This is a genomic window from Butyricimonas sp. BSD2780061689_150309_C8 (assembly GCF_015560935.1).
Lineage (GTDB): Bacteria > Bacteroidota > Bacteroidia > Bacteroidales > Marinifilaceae > Butyricimonas > Butyricimonas paravirosa.
Genome location: NZ_JADMSV010000014.1, coordinates 71,232 through 89,933 on the forward strand (window position 1 = coordinate 71,232; position 18,702 = coordinate 89,933).

General features: G+C 43.7%; 11 protein-coding genes. 3 read left to right on the forward strand and 8 right to left on the reverse strand.

Going from position 1 to position 18,702, the window contains the following annotated elements; genetic code table 11:
• Window positions 1-4: 4 nt before the first annotated feature.
• On the forward strand, window positions 5-2,377 hold the full coding sequence (locus I2I33_RS11825) for a GH92 family glycosyl hydrolase (protein ID WP_087420810.1): 2,373 nt from the start codon (window positions 5-7) through the stop codon (window positions 2,375-2,377).
• Between the two features lie 55 nt (window positions 2,378-2,432).
• Here the strand turns inward: I2I33_RS11825 and I2I33_RS11830 are convergent, their stop codons facing one another.
• A complete protein-coding gene (locus I2I33_RS11830) occupies window positions 2,433-3,449 on the reverse strand; it encodes a 2-oxoacid:ferredoxin oxidoreductase subunit beta (RefSeq protein ID WP_087420809.1) in 1,017 nt (338 codons plus the stop codon).
• Between the two features lie 2 nt (window positions 3,450-3,451).
• The gene (locus I2I33_RS11835; RefSeq protein ID WP_087420808.1) at window positions 3,452-5,296 is read right to left on the reverse strand and encodes a 2-oxoacid:acceptor oxidoreductase subunit alpha; all 1,845 of its coding nucleotides are present in this window, start codon (window positions 5,294-5,296) and stop codon (window positions 3,452-3,454) included.
• A gap of 393 nt (window positions 5,297-5,689) precedes the next feature.
• Between I2I33_RS11835 and I2I33_RS20315 the strand changes: the two genes are divergently transcribed.
• Both I2I33_RS20315 and corA read left to right on the forward strand, forming a co-directional pair.
• The gene (locus I2I33_RS20315) at window positions 5,690-7,228 is read left to right on the forward strand and encodes a mechanosensitive ion channel family protein (RefSeq protein ID WP_204247536.1); all 1,539 of its coding nucleotides are present in this window, start codon (window positions 5,690-5,692) and stop codon (window positions 7,226-7,228) included.
• A gap of 60 nt (window positions 7,229-7,288) precedes the next feature.
• Entirely contained in the window at window positions 7,289-8,350 is a 1,062-nt protein-coding gene (gene corA / locus I2I33_RS11845; RefSeq protein WP_087420807.1) for a magnesium/cobalt transporter CorA, read from the forward strand.
• Between the two features lie 54 nt (window positions 8,351-8,404).
• Here the strand turns inward: corA and I2I33_RS11850 are convergent, their stop codons facing one another.
• The 6 genes from I2I33_RS11850 to rplA form a co-directional block, all read right to left on the reverse strand.
• Window positions 8,405-8,719 (reverse strand): DUF3467 domain-containing protein, encoded by a 315-nt coding sequence (locus I2I33_RS11850; RefSeq protein WP_087420806.1) that lies wholly within the window; start codon window positions 8,717-8,719, stop codon window positions 8,405-8,407.
• 64 nt (window positions 8,720-8,783) lie between these two features.
• Window positions 8,784-13,028 carry a DNA-directed RNA polymerase subunit beta' gene (gene rpoC / locus I2I33_RS11855; protein WP_087420805.1) on the reverse strand — a complete coding sequence of 1,415 codons (4,245 nt, stop codon included), beginning with the start codon at window positions 13,026-13,028 and terminating at the stop codon, window positions 8,784-8,786.
• Between the two features lie 90 nt (window positions 13,029-13,118).
• Window positions 13,119-16,931: a DNA-directed RNA polymerase subunit beta gene (gene rpoB, locus I2I33_RS11860; RefSeq protein ID WP_087420804.1), complete on the reverse strand. Its 3,813-nt coding sequence runs from the start codon at window positions 16,929-16,931 to the stop codon at window positions 13,119-13,121.
• Between the two features lie 93 nt (window positions 16,932-17,024).
• On the reverse strand, window positions 17,025-17,402 hold the full coding sequence (gene rplL, locus I2I33_RS11865) for a 50S ribosomal protein L7/L12 (protein ID WP_087420803.1): 378 nt from the start codon (window positions 17,400-17,402) through the stop codon (window positions 17,025-17,027).
• A 42-nt stretch (window positions 17,403-17,444) separates the two neighbouring features.
• Window positions 17,445-17,963: a 50S ribosomal protein L10 gene (gene rplJ / locus I2I33_RS11870; RefSeq protein WP_087420802.1), complete on the reverse strand. Its 519-nt coding sequence runs from the start codon at window positions 17,961-17,963 to the stop codon at window positions 17,445-17,447.
• A 29-nt stretch (window positions 17,964-17,992) separates the two neighbouring features.
• Entirely contained in the window at window positions 17,993-18,688 is a 696-nt protein-coding gene (gene rplA, locus I2I33_RS11875) for a 50S ribosomal protein L1 (RefSeq protein ID WP_027200808.1), read from the reverse strand.
• Window positions 18,689-18,702 lie beyond the last annotated feature (14 nt).

An 18,702-nucleotide genomic window follows, 5' to 3' on the forward strand; every position in this document is an offset into this window, starting at 1 on the left:
TAAGATGCAAACTACAACCCGTCTCTTTAGCCTATGTTTATTAATTCTAGTTTTTTACTCGTGCCAATCTTCCCCGGGAAAGAAACAACCGGTAGATTGGGTAGATCCGCAAATCGGCTCGGTACATGGCCGTTGGTTTTTCTATACCCCGGCCGCACTCCCCATGGGAATGGCCAAACTGGCCCCGACCACGAATGCCTACGGTAGCTATGGTAGCTGGTTACCCTGTGGATATGATGATCGACATTCTTCCATTGAAGGATTCGCCCATTTTCACGAGTTCCAAATCGGGGGCGTTGTAACGATTCCCACCACCGGGGAACTAAAAACCTTACCGGGCACATTAGAAGATCCGGATTCCGGGTATCGTTCACGCATAGACAAGACAACAGAAGTTTCCACTCCCGGTTATTACGCCGTAACCCTCTCGGATTACAATATCAAAGCAGAAATCACGGCAACCACCCGGACGGGTTTTCACCGCTATACCTTTCCCCAATCCGCCACGTCAAGAATACTATTTGACATCGGACACAAACAAGGAGAAAGTGCCACCATCACGGATGCAGAAGTCACGTATCATCCGGAAACTAACGAAGTGACCGGATGGGTGGAAAACTACCCGATTTATGCCACATTCTGCCAGCCGGACGGGAAAATAAAAATCTACTTTGCTGCCAAACTGGACAAGCAACCACAAACAATAGGAACATTTATTGACGAGAAGGTACAAGAAAACTCCAACACGGTAAAAGGTCCCGGATGCGGGCTATATCTCACCTTCCCGACAAAAGCGCATGAACAGATACAAATGCAAGTCGGTCTATCCTATACCAGCATTGAAAACGCACGTAACAACCGAGATACAGAAGTTGCCGACAAAAGTTTCAATGACGTGAAAAATGCCGCCCGTCAAACCTGGAATGAAATGCTCGGTCGCATCCAAGTAGAAGGCGGAACCCCGGAAGATAAAACCAAATTTTATACCGGGCTCTACCATGCCCTACTCGGCAGGGGAATTGCCAATGACATAAACGGACAATACATTCGACATGATAAAACGATCGGCCAGATCCCTCTGGACAAAAACGGAATTCCCCTCTATTCCCATCACAATACTGACGGGATGTGGGGCGGTTTCTGGAACCTCACCCAAATATGGACATTAGCCTATCCTGAAATATATTCCAGCTACATAAAATCAAATCTGGACTTTTTCAAAAACTCCGGTTGGTTACACGACGGGGAGGCTGCCGGAGTATACACGAACGGAGTACAAACCAATTTCCAAGGATTAATCATATGTGCCGCCTATCAAGCCGGAATTCGTGATTTCAACATAGAAACAGCCTGGAGTGCCATCTGTAAAAACGAACTAGAATACAAAGGACGGGATATGGGGAACGGGAAATACGACAATGAATACTTTATCAAACAAGGCTTTGTTCCTTTGAAAGATTATCTGTATCCCAATAACTGGGTCTGCAACTTCGGGGCATCCCACACGCTGGAATACGCCTTCAGTTGTTACGCGGCGGCACAAATGGCCAAAGCTCTCGGGAAAACAGCCGCCTACAATACCCTTATACAGTACTCGTACGCCTATAAAAATCTATTCGACCCGGAAACAAAATATATGCGTCCCCGTGAAATGGATGGCAGTTTCATGAAAGACTTCGACCCTCTGAAAGGTTGGAAAGGATTCCAAGAAGGAAATGCCGCACAATACACCTGGTATGTTCCCCATGACATCCAAGGTTTGATAAACCTCATGGGAATCGATCTTTTCAACGAAAGACTGGAAAAAACATTTATCGAATCCCGGAAAACACAGTTTGGTGGAGGAAAAGAGATTGATAGTTTTTCCGGTGTCGAGAAATTATACAATCAAGGAAATCAACCCTGCCTACACGATGCTTGGCTATTCAACTATTCCGGCAAACCGTGGTTGACACAACTATACACCCGGTTAATCTGTGATGAGTTCTACGGTACCACACCGGAACACGGTTACGGCTACGGACAGGACGAAGACCAAGGACAATTGGGAGCCTGGTATGTCATGGCTGCCATGGGCTTATTCGACGTGCAGGGAGGAACCAACATCACCCCTTCTTACCAAATCGGTAGTCCTAAATTCCACAAAATCACGATCAAACTCGATCCCCGGTACTATTCCGGTAAAACACTCGTGATTGAAACAGAAAACAATGCTCCCGATCATTATTACGTGCAGTCCGCAACACTCAACGGGCAACCGTTAGAAGATTGCTGGTTCTATCGGCGGGAAATTATAAACGGCGGACACTTGAAACTACAAATGGATTCTACCCCTAATACCCGTTGGGGAATTGCATCCATGCCCCATTCCAAATAAACAAAACAAAAAAGTCCGAGCTTTAAACTCGGACTTTTCTACATATTAAAAACCATTATTTTACTTCCCAAACGTCTCCGCTGTTCAATAAATCTTCAACACAATGGATAGAAGATTTTGCCTTCACGTTCTCAATCTGGGCATCCAATGCATCATTATAAGTCGTACCTTCCACGTCACGGATCACACCTAAAGCCACGGGATATTCCGGAGCCTTCATGTGTACCAGCATCCAATGCATAGAAGGATTTTCGCTGTGAGCATCATGTACCATAATATCATCCAACGTGATACCATCCTTACCGATCTCAACAACTTTCAACTTACCGGCCTTCATATCAAACATGATACCTTTATCCTTGTTCTTTCCGAAAACCATCGGTTCGCCATGTCTCAAGATCAATTGACGCTCTTCCTTCATCTCTTTATCCGTGATAGCAGAGTGAACTCCGTCAGCAAAGATCACGCAATTCTGAAGAATTTCCACGACAGCAGTACCTTTATGACGCACACCGGCCTCGATAACTTCTGCACTCAAGTTGATATTCATATCCAACGTACGAGCGAAGAATCTTCCTTGCGCACCGATTACCAACTCTCCCGGGTTAAACGGAGTTTCGATTGTCCCGTAAGGAGAAGTTTTAGTTTTCGTACCCAACTTCGTGGTCGGAGAATATTGTCCTTTCGTTAGCCCGTAGATCTCGTTATTGAACACCAAAGTGGTAATATCGATATTACGACGAATAGCATGAATAAAGTGGTTACCACCAATAGCCAAAGCGTCACCGTCACCGGAAACTTGAAGGACATTCAATTTCGGATTAGCACTTTTAGCCCCGGATGCGATAGCAGCAGCCCGCCCATGAATCGTATGAAAACCATAAGTATTCATGTAATAGGGGAAACGGGAAGAACATCCGATTCCGGAAATAACTGCCCACGATTCTTTCGGGTACCCCAATTCAGCCATGGCTTTCTGTACGGAGTTAATGATACCATGGTCACCGCAACCCGGACACCAACGAATTTCCTGGTTGCTCTTAAAATCTTTCGGTGTATATTGTTCTGCCATGATTATTTTCCTAATAATTCGGTTATTTTTTCTTTCAGCTCAACTACCGTGAAAGGTAATCCGGCCACTTTGTTATATTGATAATACGTGTAATGCGGGAATTTAGCTCTCAAATACTGTGCAAACTGTCCCAAGTTCAACTCGCAAACGATAATCTTCTTGAATTTACCAAGAACCTCATCCGTGTTCTTCGGAAGCGGGTTGATAAAGTTGAAATGAGCCAAGCTCACGTCTTTACCTTCTTCTCTCAATTCACGAACGACCGAGTACAAGTGACCGTAAGTACCACCCCATCCAACAACAAGAACATCTCCACCATCTTGATTTCCGAAAATCTCCTGTTGAGGAATACTGTCAGCGATCTTAGCCACCTTAGCATCACGTAAATCCGTCATAATTTGATGGTTTTCCGGCACGTAACTAATCTCTCCCGTTACATTTACCTTCTCCAAACCACCGATACGGTGTTCCAAACCTTTCGTTCCCGGTAAAGCCCACATTCTGGCCAAAGTCTCCGGATCACGTGCATACGGTTTATAATCATCACCTTCTTTAGCCACTCTCGGGGTAATAGAAGGATAATCTTTCAATGAAGGAATCTTCCACGGTTGAGCGCCATTACCCAAGAACCCGTCTGTCAACAGGACAACCGGAGTCATGTGTTCTACAGCTATTTTAGCAGCCCAGAAAGCATAGTCGAAACAGTTACCCGGGGTACTTGCAGCTACAACAGGCATAGGGCTTTCACCATTACGTCCGTAAAGAGCCTGCAACAAGTCGGATTGTTCCGTTTTCGTGGGAAGACCGGTTGAAGGACCACCACGTTGTACGTCAACAATTACCAATGGTAACTCCGCCATTACGGCTAAACCGGCAGCCTCGCTCTTCAAGGCCAAACCGGGACCTGAAGTTGTCGTGATGGCCAGATTACCCACGTAACTTGCACCGATAGAAGTACAAATTCCAGCAATCTCGTCCTCTGCCTGATAGGTCTTCACGCCTAAATCACGTCTCAACGCCAACTCTTGTAAAATATCAGTTGCCGGAGTGATAGGATAAGAACCGCAGAACAAAGGTAAATTCGCTTTTTCAGCAGCAGCTAAGAATCCCCATGCCGTAGCCTTATTACCGGTAATCGTCCGGTAACGTCCTTTCTCGATCTGAGCGGGAGCCACGTTGAAGTGTACAGCCAAAGCATGAACGTTAGAAGCATAGTTAAAACCACTTTCCAACACTTTCACGTTAGCACTTGCAATCTCCGGTTTCTTGGCAAACTTCTGGTTAATAAAATCTCTCGTGTGATCCACCGTACGGTCGAACATCCAGTAAATCATACCAAGAGCGAACATATTCTTACATTTAACGATAGACTTCTGATCCAGACCACTGTCTTTCAAAGCCTCTTCCGTTAAAGTCGTGATTTTCACGGGGACCACGTTATAATCTTGCAAGACTACATCTTCCAGCGGGTTTTCTTTATACCCGGCCTTTTCAATGTTCTTGTCTGTAAATGCATCCAAGTTCACGATAATCGTTGCACCTTTTTTTGCCCAACGCAAGTTAGCCTTTAAAGCGGCAGGATTCATCGCCACGAGCACGTCTGCAAAATCACCCGGAGTTTTAATGGGATCATTCCCAATATGTACTTGGAACCCGGAAACACCACCAACCGTACCTTGCGGGGCGCGTATTTCAGCAGGATAATCCGGAAACGTTGATACACCGTTTCCAAATAAAGCAGCAGCATCCGAGAATTGCTGGCCGGTCAATTGCATTCCATCTCCCGAATCTCCCGAGAAACGAATTACAATGTCTTTTTTGTCGATAACTTCTGTCTTTTCACTCATGACTTAGTTACTTGTTCTTAAATATTAAATTATAAATTATATTCTATAATATCACGCAAATTTTATGTTGTAAAACATGCGTAAAGGTAGCCAATAGAAATATCTAAACAAGTTTGTATCAGTATTTTTTTCTTTTCAGATATTGCCTTGACAATCAAGTCAGAGCATGTCAAAAAACATATTTTTCGACACAAATAAAATAAAACAATTCTAAACAACACATCTTTTTCCGTCGTTTTTCGGTTACTTTCTTGTTACGATTGAAAATTCCAGCGATAAAATCTCTTTCAATATGGAACAAAATCAGTCTTTAAATTGTATAGATAATAAGTTTTGTATAATTTTATCAAGTAAACACCTACACGGCTATAAGTTATTTAAAATACACTTACTATGAAAAAACATTTGATTCTACTCTGCCTGCTACTTGTACTGATAAGTTGTGGAAAGAAATCATCTATCACCGATTTCATTGATAATCCGGATGATTCACGAAATCCTTACACCATCAGTTCTACCCATGTAGGAACAATTGCAAGAGGTACGAACATCCATCAGCTCTACTCTATATTCCCAGCGAAACAAATCAAACTCACCAAAAACAAAGGTGGGTTCTTCAATCAGGAATTTGATGACTATAATGTGTATGATGCAAACGGGAAACTATTATTCACGGCGACTCCGGAAGTTGCCGGAGATACCAGTTCATTCATTAATCGCATCATCATCCGGGACACGTCATTCAAAACACCGGAAGGAATCGGCCTAAACTCCAACCTGGGACAAATACGGGATGCTTATCACAACATCGACTATCTTCCTGCCTCGGGAGAGATTGTTGTTTCCGTTCCGAAAGTCAGCACCAGTTTCTTAATCAACAAAGCAACTTTGGATGATTCATGGTGGGACAACAACACGAACCAAATCATAGCAAAAAATATCCCGGACAGTGCAAAGATCGACGGGATTGTCGTATTTTGGAACACGAAAGAATCTCAGCAGATTCCAGCCGTCTTCACGGCAACATTCTGGAATGAAATGCTGACAAAACTAATTACTTGGTGTGTTATTCAACTTCCATCAATCGTGATTCTTATTATTTTATTCGTTTCATTACTCCGAGCCTTACGATTCACAACCCGAAAAATGAAAAAGCTCGCTATCAACAAAGCCTACAAAGCTGAAAATATTGACAACAACGAGGCAGAAAAACGAATTAACACACTCACAGGAATCATATATGGCATCGGAAGAATCTTCTTATGGGTAATCTTTTTGCTAATCCTACTCGGGAAATTCAATATCAACATAGCCCCTATTCTGGCCAGTGCCGGAATTGTCGGGTTAGCCGTCGGTTTCGGAGCCCAGGAATTAGTCAGGGATTTCATATCCGGTTTCTTTATTCTACTGGAAGATCAGCTACGCACCGGAGACTGGGCGGTAATTAACGGAACGGAAGGATTGGTTGAAAAAATAGAATTAAGAACCGTTACTCTACGAGATAGTTCTGGTACCGTACACATTTTCCAAAACGGGAAAATAGACACGCTCTCCAATATGACCAAAGAATGGTCTGCCATTGTCCTGCAAATCGGGATCGGTTACAAGGAAGACACGGATAATGCCGTCATGCTCATGCAACAAGTCGGAGACGAAATGTTCAATGACCCTGTTTACAAAGAAATGATGCTCGAACCTGTGGCCATCAGTGGGGTAAACGACTTTGCCGATAGTGCCGTGGTCATTCGCCTTGTTATCAAGACAAAACCCATGCAACAATGGGCAGTTGGCCGGGAATATCGCCGTCGTCTGAAAAAAGTATTTGACGCTAAAAACGTGGAATTCCCCTTCCCGTACCGTACACTAACCTGGGGTGACAGTTCTAACCCTATAAAACTGAAAATAGAACCGGCAGACTCGGACTCGAAATAACTTTTACCTTTTAGTTATTAACTTTTATCTTTTAGTTTTTAACTTTTAATTCGCACGCACATGGCCCGTTTCCTCAAAGACCGCACGAAATCACAAGGAGCCGCACCCGGCTCCCTGATTTTCATCGGCAAACAAAAAATGACGAAAAACTCCATTCAGGTGATTCAATACACTTCAGAAGGAATTAAAGAGTTCTTTCCCGAAACCATGGAAAACATTGTAAATGTAGTATCCAACGACCACATGACCTGGATCAACATTTCCGGTCTGCAAAACACGAAACTAATTGCAGACATGGGAAAGGCTTTCGATATATCTTCCTTGTTTCTGGAAGACATTCTAAACACGGATCAACGCCCCCGGTTCAGTGAAGAATCCGACCATTTATATATTATTGCCAAATCCTTCTATTTCGGTAAAGACGACGGGATTGTTCACATGGAACAACTCTCTTTTATTGTCGGTTCCCATTACCTGATCACCATTCAGGAGACAGATGCCAATTATTTCAAGGATGTAAAAAAACGCCTATACGACGGGAAAACCCGCATACGCTCTTTCGGAACGGATTATCTCTGTTATGCACTACTGGATACGCTGGTAGATAGCTACATCATTAACCTGGAAATACTAGGAGCTGCCATAGAAGAACGCGGTAAAACAATTTTAGAGGCGGACGTTAAAGTCGTAGAAGACCTTTACCACTATAAAACAGAACTTTCATACATCCGAAAAAATGTACGCCCGTTCAAAGAAGTCACAACTCGTTTCACAAATTGTGATTCACCCTTGATAAACCAAAACACGTACACTTATTTACATGATTTGGACGATCTGGTTGTACAAGCCCAAGAAGCCATCGAGATATACTATTCCATGGTCTCCGATCAAATAAATCTCTATCAAACTAATATTGGAAACCGACAAAATGATGTTATGAAAGTGTTGACAATCTTTTCAACCATTTTCATCCCACTTACTTTCATCGCCGGTATCTACGGAATGAACTTCGAATATATCCCAGAACTAAAACACCACTACGCCTATTTTATCCTCTGGGGCATCATGGTGGTCATCACCATCACCATGCTCCTCTACTTCAAAAGAAAAAAATGGCTCTAAAATTTCAAATTTTAGATTTTAGATTTTTATCACACAATCTAAAATCTAAAATTATCAAGCTTGTCCCTGCGGTTCCAAATCCACCGGGAACATGGGAGCCATAGGGCCGCCTTCCGGTAAATTGATTTTCCCGAAATCAATCTCGAATCTCCGAACATTATCTTGTAATGCCAGTAACAAACGTTTCGCGTGTTCCGGGGTCAAAATAATACGGCTTTTCACTTCAGCCTTGGGCATCCCCGGCATAATACGGATAAAGTCAATAATAAACTCGGAGGAAGAATGAGAAATAATTGACAGATTCGAATAAGTTCCTTGTGCGACATCTCGATTTAATTCAATATCAAATTGTTGTTTTTTCTCTTCCATAATAGTCCTTGGTTAATAGCTTATACAAACAATAAAGGCACCTTGCGGCGCCTCTATCTATTCTTTATTTTTCCATCCTTTCGAGGTCAGCCTTAGAACCTACAATCAGACTTCTAAATTCTTTCATACCTGTTCCCACCGGTATCAAGTGACCGCAAATCACGTTTTCTTTCAAGCCTTCCAATGGATCGACTTTACCATAAATTGCAGCTTCATTCAATACTTTCGTGGTTTCCTGGAATGATGCGGCAGAAATAAAGCTTGCCGTCTGCAATGCAGCACGGGTAATACCCTGTAATACCTGAGCAGAAGTTGCGGGTACAGCATCTCTAGCCTCTACCACTTTCAAGTCTCTACGTTTCAATTGTGAGTTAATATCTCTCAACATACGTACAGAGATAATCTGTCCCGGTTTCACCCGATCCGAATCCCCGGCTTCCAGTACGACCTTCTTACCGTAAATTGCATCGTTTTCTTCCATGAACTCACTCTTATCCACCACTTGATTCTCTAAGAATCTCGTATCTCCGGCATCTTGGATCAATACCTTACGCATCATCTGGTGTACAATGATCTCGAAATGCTTATCGTTGATCTTCACACCCTGCATCCGGTATACATCCTGTACCTCGTTCACGATATACTCCTGAACCTTAATCGGTCCCTCGATATTCAAAATATCAGTCGGGGTAATTGCACCGTCAGATAGCGGGGTTCCAGCACGTACATAATCGTTCTCCTGCACCAAAATCTGTTTTGATAAAGAAACCAGATATTTCTTCACCTCTCCGGCTTTTGATGTCACGATAATTTCACGATTACCGCGTTTGATCTTACCGTAAGTTACCTCACCGTCAATTTCCGATACAACGGCCGGATTCGACGGGTTACGAGCCTCGAACAACTCGGTAACACGCGGAAGACCTCCCGTGATATCGCCTGCTTTACCAACAGCTCTCGGAATCTTGGCAATGGTACTACCGGCAACAACCTCAGCTCCTTCCTTCACTACAATGTGGGCGCCTACCGGCAAGTTGTAACTCTTCACCGTGTTTCCTTCCGCATCATTGATACACAAAGCAGGCGCTTTCATCTTGTCACGGAACTCGATAATGATCATCTCCCTAAATCCGGTGGTTTCATCGGATTCTTCCTTATAGGTTTCACCCTCGATCAAGTTTTCCAACCCAACCGTACCGGAGAATTCGGTAATGATCAAAGCATTGAACGGGTCCCATTCGCAAAGCAATTCACCCTTGCTGATCTCCTGTCCATCCTTCACGAACAATTTAGCACCGTAAGGGATAGCATGAGAAATCAATATAATATTCGTGTTCTTATCCAATATACGCAACTCCGTCAAACGTCCTACAACCACGTCACAGGTCGTTCCGTTATCTTGCGTGTACTCAACAGAACGTAATTCTTCATACTCAACATAACCATCATACTTCGCTTTCAAAGAGTTTTCGCTGGAAATATTTCCCGCAGTACCTCCCACGTGGAAGGTTCTCAATGTCAACTGAGTACCCGGCTCACCGATAGACTGTGCAGCGATAACCCCGACAGCCTCACCTTTCTCAACCATGCGGCTGGTAGCCAAGTTACGCCCGTAACATTTAGCACAAACGCCCTTCTTCGCCTCGCAAGTCAATACAGAACGAACTTCAACACGCTCGATCGGGGAGTTCTCGATAATATCGGCAACTACCTCCGTGATCTCATCTCCTGAAGCTACGATCAATTCACCCGTATTCGGATGATAAATATCATGCACGGAAACACGTCCTAAAATTCTCTCTGACAAAGAAGACACGATCTCCTCGTTATTCTTGATAGCCGAAATGGTAATACCTCTCAACGTACCGCAATCTTCCTCGGTAATCGTGATATCGTTAGCCACGTCAACCAACCGACGAGTCAAATATCCGGCATCTGCAGTCTTCAATGCGGTATCGGCCAAACCTTTACGGGCTCCGTGGGTTGAAATAAAGTACTCCAACACCGAAAGTCCCTCTTTAAAGTTTGCCAAGATCGGGTTCTCGATAATCTGTCCCCCGGTAGCACCTGATTTCTGCGGTTTTGCCATCAATCCACGCATACCTCCCAACTGACGAATCTGCTCACGAGATCCACGGGCTCCGGAATCCAACATCATGTAGATAGAATTGAATCCTTGGTCGTCCGCAGCCAATTGTTTCATCAACGTGGCGGTCAGGTTCGCATTCACGTGTGTCCAAATATCAATAATCTGGTTATATCTTTCATTATTGGTAATGAATCCCATGTTATAGTTCGCCATTACCTCTTCAACTTGGTCATATCCTTCTTGTAACAAATCTTGTTTGTTCTCCGGAACGATAACGTCTCCCAAGTTGAAAGACAAACCTCCCTCAAATGCCTTACGATAACCCAAATCCTTAATATCATCCAAGAATTTAGCCGTCACGTCCACACCGCAACGTTTGAACACGTCACCGATAATGTCACGCAACGCTTTTTTCGTAATCAACGTATTGATATAAGGATAATTTTTCGGGGTGAACTGGTTCAAAATCACACGACCAACCGTTGTTTTGATCATATGCCTGATCGGTTGACCGTCCTTGTCCACGTTATCAATCTTCACCTCGATTTCAGCATGCAAGTCTACGGCTCTCTCGTTGAAAGCGATAATCACTTCCTCTGGAGAATAGAACTTCAATCCTTCACCCTTCACGCCCTTTCTCGGTTTCGTGATATAGTACAAACCGAGTACCATATCCTGAGAAGGCACAGTGATAGGCGCACCGTTAGCTGGGTTCAAAATGTTATGAGAACACAACATTAAAATCTGAGCTTCCAGCACGGCCTCATTACCTAATGGTAAGTGTACGGCCATCTGGTCACCGTCGAAGTCGGCGTTGAATCCGGTACAAGCCAACGGGTGCAAACGGATTGCCTTACCCTCGATCAATTTCGGTTGGAATGCCTGAATACCCAAACGGTGCAGGGTCGGGGCACGGTTTAACAATACCGGGTGACCTTTCAACACGTTTTCAAGAATATCCCAAACGATCGGATCACGACGATCCACGATCTTCTTGGCACTCTTCACCGTCTTCACGATACCGCGCTCGATCAGCTTACGGATAATAAACGGCATATACAATTCAGCCGCCATATCTTTCGGAAGACCACACTCGTGCATCTTCAAGTCCGGACCTACAACGATTACCGAACGTGCAGAGTAGTCAACACGCTTACCTAACAAGTTCTGACGGAAACGCCCTTGTTTACCTTTCAAACTGTCGGAAAGAGACTTTAACGGTCTGTTATTTTCAATCTTAACCGCGTTGGATTTACGAGAATTATCGAATAATGAATCTACGGCCTCCTGTAACATACGTTTTTCATTACGCAAGATTACATCCGGAGCCTTGATTTCGATCAATCTCTTCAAACGATTATTACGGATAATCACCCGTCTATACAAATCGTTCAAATCGGAAGTAGCAAAACGACCTCCGTCCAACGGAACCAACGGACGCAATTCAGGCGGTATCACAGACAACACCTTCACGATCATCCATTCCGGCTTATTAATTTCTTTACTTTCACGGAAAGCCTCTACGACTTGGAGACGTTTCAACGCCTCGTTCTTTCTCTGTTGAGAAGTCTCCGTGTTTGCTTTATTTCTTAAATCGTATGAAAGATCATCCAAATTCAAACGTTCCAACAACATGGAAATAGCTTCCGCTCCCATCTTGGCAATAAACTTGTTTGGATCATCATCATCCAGATATTGATTATCCGTCGGAAGCTTATCCAGAATATCCAAATACTCTTCTTCCGTCAGGAAATCCATCGTTTTGATACCGGAATCCCCCATGATACCCGGGTTTACAACCACGTATCTCTCGTAGTAAATAACGGTATCCAGTTTCTTGGAAGGTAACCCTAACAAGTAACCGATTTTATTTGGTAACGACTTGAAATACCAGATATGAGCCACCGGAACCACCAACTGGATATGTCCCATACGCTCACGTCTAACCTTCTTCTCCGTAACCTCAACACCACAACGGTCACAAACGATACCCTTATAACGAATACGTTTATATTTACCGCAATGACATTCATAATCCTTCACCGGACCGAAGATACGTTCGCAGAACAAACCGTCGCGTTCGGGTTTGTAAGTACGATAGTTAATCGTCTCCGGTTTTAATACAGCACCACTGGACCGTTCCAGAATTTCTTCCGGGGAAGCCAATCCAATAGCGATTTTAGTAAAATTTTTTACTTTATTGTCTTTTCTGAAGGCCATATTTTATCTGTTAATTGAAAATTGAAAATTGAGAATTGAAAATTAATTCTTCCGGTTCTCCATTTTCAATTTTCCATTTTCAATTTTGCATTATATAAGATTAACGCTCAATCCCAACCCACGAAGTTCATGCAACAACACGTTGAATGATTCCGGAATTCCGGGTGTCGGAAGAGGTTCACCTTTCACGATATGCTCGTAAGTTTTGGTTCTACCCATCACGTCGTCAGACTTCACGGTCAAGATTTCCTGCAAGATGTGTGATGCTCCGAAAGCCTCAAGAGCCCAAACCTCCATCTCTCCGAAACGCTGACCTCCGAACTGAGCTTTACCTCCAAGAGGTTGCTGCGTGATCAACGAGTAGGGTCCGATAGAACGAGCATGCATCTTGTCATCAACCATGTGTCCCAGTTTCAGCATGTAGATCACACCCACGGTTGCCGGCTGGTCGAAACGTTCTCCCGTTCCTCCATCATACAGATAGGTGGTTCCGAATCTAGGCACACCTGCCTCGTCCGTGTATTTGTTGATATCGTCCAAAGAGGCACCATCAAAAATAGGAGTTGCAAACTTCAATCCCAAATTCTTTCCGGCCCAACCCAACACGGTTTCGAATACCTGTCCCAAGTTCATACGGGAAGGCACACCCAGCGGATTCAAACAAATATCAACCGGAGTTCCGTCAGACAAGAACGGCATATCCTCTACCCTTACCACGCGGGATACAATACCCTTGTTACCGTGACGTCCTGCCATCTTATCACCGATTTGCAATTTACGTTTCTTAGCCACGTAAACCTTAGCCATCTTGATAATTCCGGAAGGAAGCTCGTCACCGACGGTAGCGTTATACTTCTTACGTTTAATTTGTCCTTCGATCTCCTTGTACTTGATGATATAATTATGCAACAAGTCACGGATCATATCATTTCTTTGCTTATCGGTCGTCCACTTGTTCGGGTTGATTTGCAAGAAGTCCATGTTCTGCAACATCTTGTAAGAGAACTTCACTCCCTTCGGAACAATATCCTCGTTCAAGTAATTCTTCACGCCTTGCGAAGTCTTACCATTTACCAACTCGAATAATTTGTCGATCAATAAAGTAGTCAAATCTCCGACTTTACGTTGGAATTGTTCATCCAGTTCGGCCAAAATGTTCTTGCCGGCAGCTTTCGTTTTCCGATCACTTACCGTACGCTGGAACAACTTCTTATCAATAATAACACCTTTCAATGAAGGAGAAGCTTTCAATGAAGCATCTTTCACATCACCGGCTTTATCACCGAAGATTGCTCTCAGCAATTTTTCCTCCGGACTAGGATCAGACTCTCCTTTCGGGGTAATCTTACCAATCAGGATATCTCCCGGTTGAACACGAGCCCCCACGCGAATGATTCCGTTTTCATCCAAATCCTTCGTGGCCTCCTCACTTACGTTTGGAATATCAGCCGTCAACTCTTCCAATCCACGTTTCGTTTCACGAACTTCCAGAGAATACTCGTCCACGTGAACAGATGTAAAGACATCATTCCGCACGATATTCTCGGAGATCACGATAGCATCCTCGTAGTTGTATCCTTTCCACGGCATGAATGCCACTTTCAAGTTCCGTCCGAGTGCCAATTCTCCCTTTTCTGAAGAGTATCCTTCCGTCAATATCTGCCCTTCTTCCACACGTTGACCTTTTCTCACGATCGGTTTCAACGTGATCGTCGTACTCTGGTTTGTACGTTGGTATTTCGGCAGGTAATATTCTTTCGTATCGGGTTCAAAGCTTACAAAAGCCTCTTCTTCCGTACGGTCATATTTAACAACAATTTTGCGTCCGTCAACAAAAGCGATCACTCCCGGGCCCTCTGCAACAACCTGTGTTCTGGAATCCTTGATCAAATTGGCCTCCAAACCGGTTCCCACGATCGGGGATTGCGGGGAAATAATCGGAACTGCCTGACGCATCATGTTCGATCCCATCAACGCACGGTTGGCATCGTCATGCTCCAAGAACGGGATCAAAGAAGCCGCGATAGAAGCAATCTGGTTCGGGGCAACATCAATCAAATCGACATCCTCTCCGGCTGCCAACGGGAAGTCCGCATCTTTTCTGGCTTTTACCCATTTATTCGTAAACTTGCCATCTTCATCGATCGCAGAGCTTGCCTGGGCAATCACCAATTCCTCCTCTTCCTCTGCCGAATAGTAGCGTACCCCTTCCTCGGAAAGATCCACGATACCATTATTCACCTTACGGTAAGGAGTTTCGATAAATCCTAGATCGTTGATCTTAGCGTACACGCAAAGAGAAGAAATCAAACCGATATTCGGTCCCTCCGGCGTCTCGATCGGACACAAACGACCATAGTGAGTATAGTGTACGTCACGCACCTCGAATCCGGCACGATCTCTGGAAAGACCACCGGGTCCCAAGGCTGACATACGTCTCTTGTGAGTAATCTCGGCCAATGGATTCGTCTGATCCATGAACTGAGATAACGCATTCGTTCCGAAGAACGAATTGATCACGGAAGACAAAATCTTCGAGTTGATCAAATCAACCGGGGTGAATACCTCGTTGTCACGCACGTTCATTCTTTCACGAATCGTACGGGCCATACGGGCCAATCCCACTCCGAATTGATTATATAATTGTTCACCGACAGTACGTACACGACGATTACTCAAGTGATCAATATCGTCCACGTCAGTCTTAGCGTTCAACAAGCGAATCAAATATTTGATGATCTCGATAATATCCTCTTTCGTCAAGACACGGATATCCGGATCTGTTGCAAGTCCCAATTTCTTGTTTAACTTGTAACGTCCCACGTCACCCAAATCGTAACGTTTATCAGAGAAGAACAACTTGTCGATCACATCGCGGGCAGTAGCCTCGTCAGGCGGCTCCGAACTACGCAATTGCCTGTAAATATGTAATACAGCCTCTTTCTCCGAGTTACAGGGGTCTTTTTGTAACGTGTTATATATAATGGCATAATCTGCCAGATTTTGCATCTCCTTGTGAAGAAGGATCGTCTTCGCACCTGACTCGACAATCGCATCAATATGCTCAGGCTCCAGTACTGTTTCACGGTCAACGATAATCTCGTTACGCTCGATAGAAACAACTTCACCGGTATCTTCATCAACGAAATCTTCAATCCAAGATTTCAAAACACGAGCAGCCAACCGTCTACCAACGACTTTCTTCAACCCCGTACGGGAAACATTCACTTCATCAGCCAGACCGAATATTTCAAGAATATCCTTATCCGTTTCAAAACCGATAGCTCGTAAAAGAGTAGTTACCGGTAATTTTTTCTTCCGGTCGATATACGCGTACATCACGTTATTGATGTCCGTGGCAAACTCGATCCAGGAACCCTTGAACGGAATAATTCTAGCGGAATAAAGCTTCGTACCATTCGCATGAATACTCTGCCCGAAGAAAACACCGGGAGACCTGTGTAACTGAGAAACGACCACTCGCTCTGCTCCATTGATCACGAAAGTACCTTTCGGGGTCATGTAAGGAACATTTCCTAAATATACATCCTCGATAACGGTATCAAAATCTTCATGTTCCGGATCTGTACAGTACAACTTCAGTTTCGCCTTCAAGGGTGCGCCATAAGTCAATCCCTGACCCAGACACTCCTCGATAGTGTAGCGAGGCGGATCTATAAAATAGTCCAAAAATTCCAAAACAAAGTTGTTCCGAGTATCAGTAATAGGAAAATTCTCCTTGAAAACCGTGTAAAGGCCTTCATTCTTTCTGTTCTCAGGCGTGGTACCTAATTGAAAAAAGTCCTTGAAAGACTTTAATTGCACTTCAAGAAAATCAGGGTATTCCAGCTGATTCTTTATCGATGCAAAGCTTATTCTATTGTTTGAATTATATGAAGACATCTATTATTTTTTTTGAACCTAAACAATCATAACAACAAAATGGTTTAGAGTCCACATGAGACTCTAAACCTGGAAAAACCAACCGGTTTTATTTTATTTAAGTTCAACTTCAGCTCCTGCTTCTTCTAATTGAGTCTTCAACGAGTTAGCCTCTTCTTTAGAAACTTTTTCTTTCAATGGAGCCGGAGCCTTGTCAACTACTTCTTTAGCCTCTTTCAATCCAAGACCGGTCAATTCTTTCACTAACTTAACAACAGCTAATTTAGCAGCACCAGCTGATTTAAGAATCACATCGAATTCAGTTTGCTCTGCTTCAGCAGCAGCACCACCACCAGCTGCAGGAGCAGCAACAGCTACAGCAGCAGCTGCAGGTTCGATTCCGTACTCTTCTTTTAAAATGTCAGCTAATTCTTTTACGTCTTTTACGGTAAGGTTTACTAGCTCTTCTGCAAGTTTTTTCAAATCTGCCATTTCTATACTATTTAAAATTGTTTGTTTACTAAACTATAAAAATTATTCTTTTTCAGAAAGTGTTTTAACAACACCAGCGATGGTATTTTGTCCGGATTGCAATGCGGAAATAACATTCTGCATCGGTGCCTGCAACATTGCGATAATGTCTGCAATCAACTCCTCCTTAGACTTGATACTGATCAACGATTCAAGCTGATCCTCGCCAACATAAGCACATTCTTCTACGAATGCGGCCTTGAATACCGGTTTGTCTTTAGTCTTACGGAATTCTTTAATCAGTTTTGCAGGACCGTTTCCGGTGTCGCTCAACATGATCGCACTATCGCCTTTCAACGCGGAAAAAATTTCCTCGTAGTTGTTGGTAGCGTTTTCCAAAGCCTTTTTCAACAACGTGTTCTTCACTTGCACCAGTTTGATGTTAGCATCAAAGCAAGCCCGACGCAAAGCCTGAGTGTCTACTGCGTCAAGACCGGAAATGTCACTAACATACAAGTGCTTGTAAGAATTCACTTGCTCCGTCAAGGTTTCTATTACGACTTTTTTATCTTCTTTTTTCATACTACTGAAGTCCTTTTTAGATTACTACATTAATCAAGTAAAGTCTTTTGGTCTACTTGAATACCGGGACTCATCGTACTTGACAGATACACGCTCTTGATATAAGTACCTTTAGCGGCAGCCGGTTTCAATTTATTGATCACGTTCAAGAATTCTCTAGCGTTCTCCATAATCTTGTTCGGCTCGAATGTAACTTTACCAATAGAAGCGTGAATAATACCGAATTTGTCAACTTTAAAGTCGATCTTACCAGCCTTCACCTCGGTTACTGCTTTCCCGATTTCCGGGGTTACAGTACCACTCTTCGGGTTTGGCATCAATCCACGAGGACCCAAAATTCTACCAAGAGCACCTACTTTACCCATTACAGAAGGCATCGTGATGATAATATCGATGTCGGTCCAGCCGCCTTTCAATTTTTCGATATATTCATCCAATCCAACGTAATCGGCTCCGGCAGCCTTAGCTTCTTCCACCTTGTCAGGCGTACACAAAACCAAAACTCTTACTTGTTTACCGGTTCCATGAGGTAAAGTACATACACCGCGTACCATTTGATTGGCTTTACGCGGGTCTACACCCAGTCGAACGTCCATGTCAACTGACGCATCAAACTTCGTGAAAGTGATTTCCTTCACAAGCTGTGCGGCCTCGTCGATAGAATATACTTTTCCACCTTCGATCTTCGCTAAAGCTAACTTCTTATTTTTTGTCAGTTTACTCATTACGTTTGAAGTGT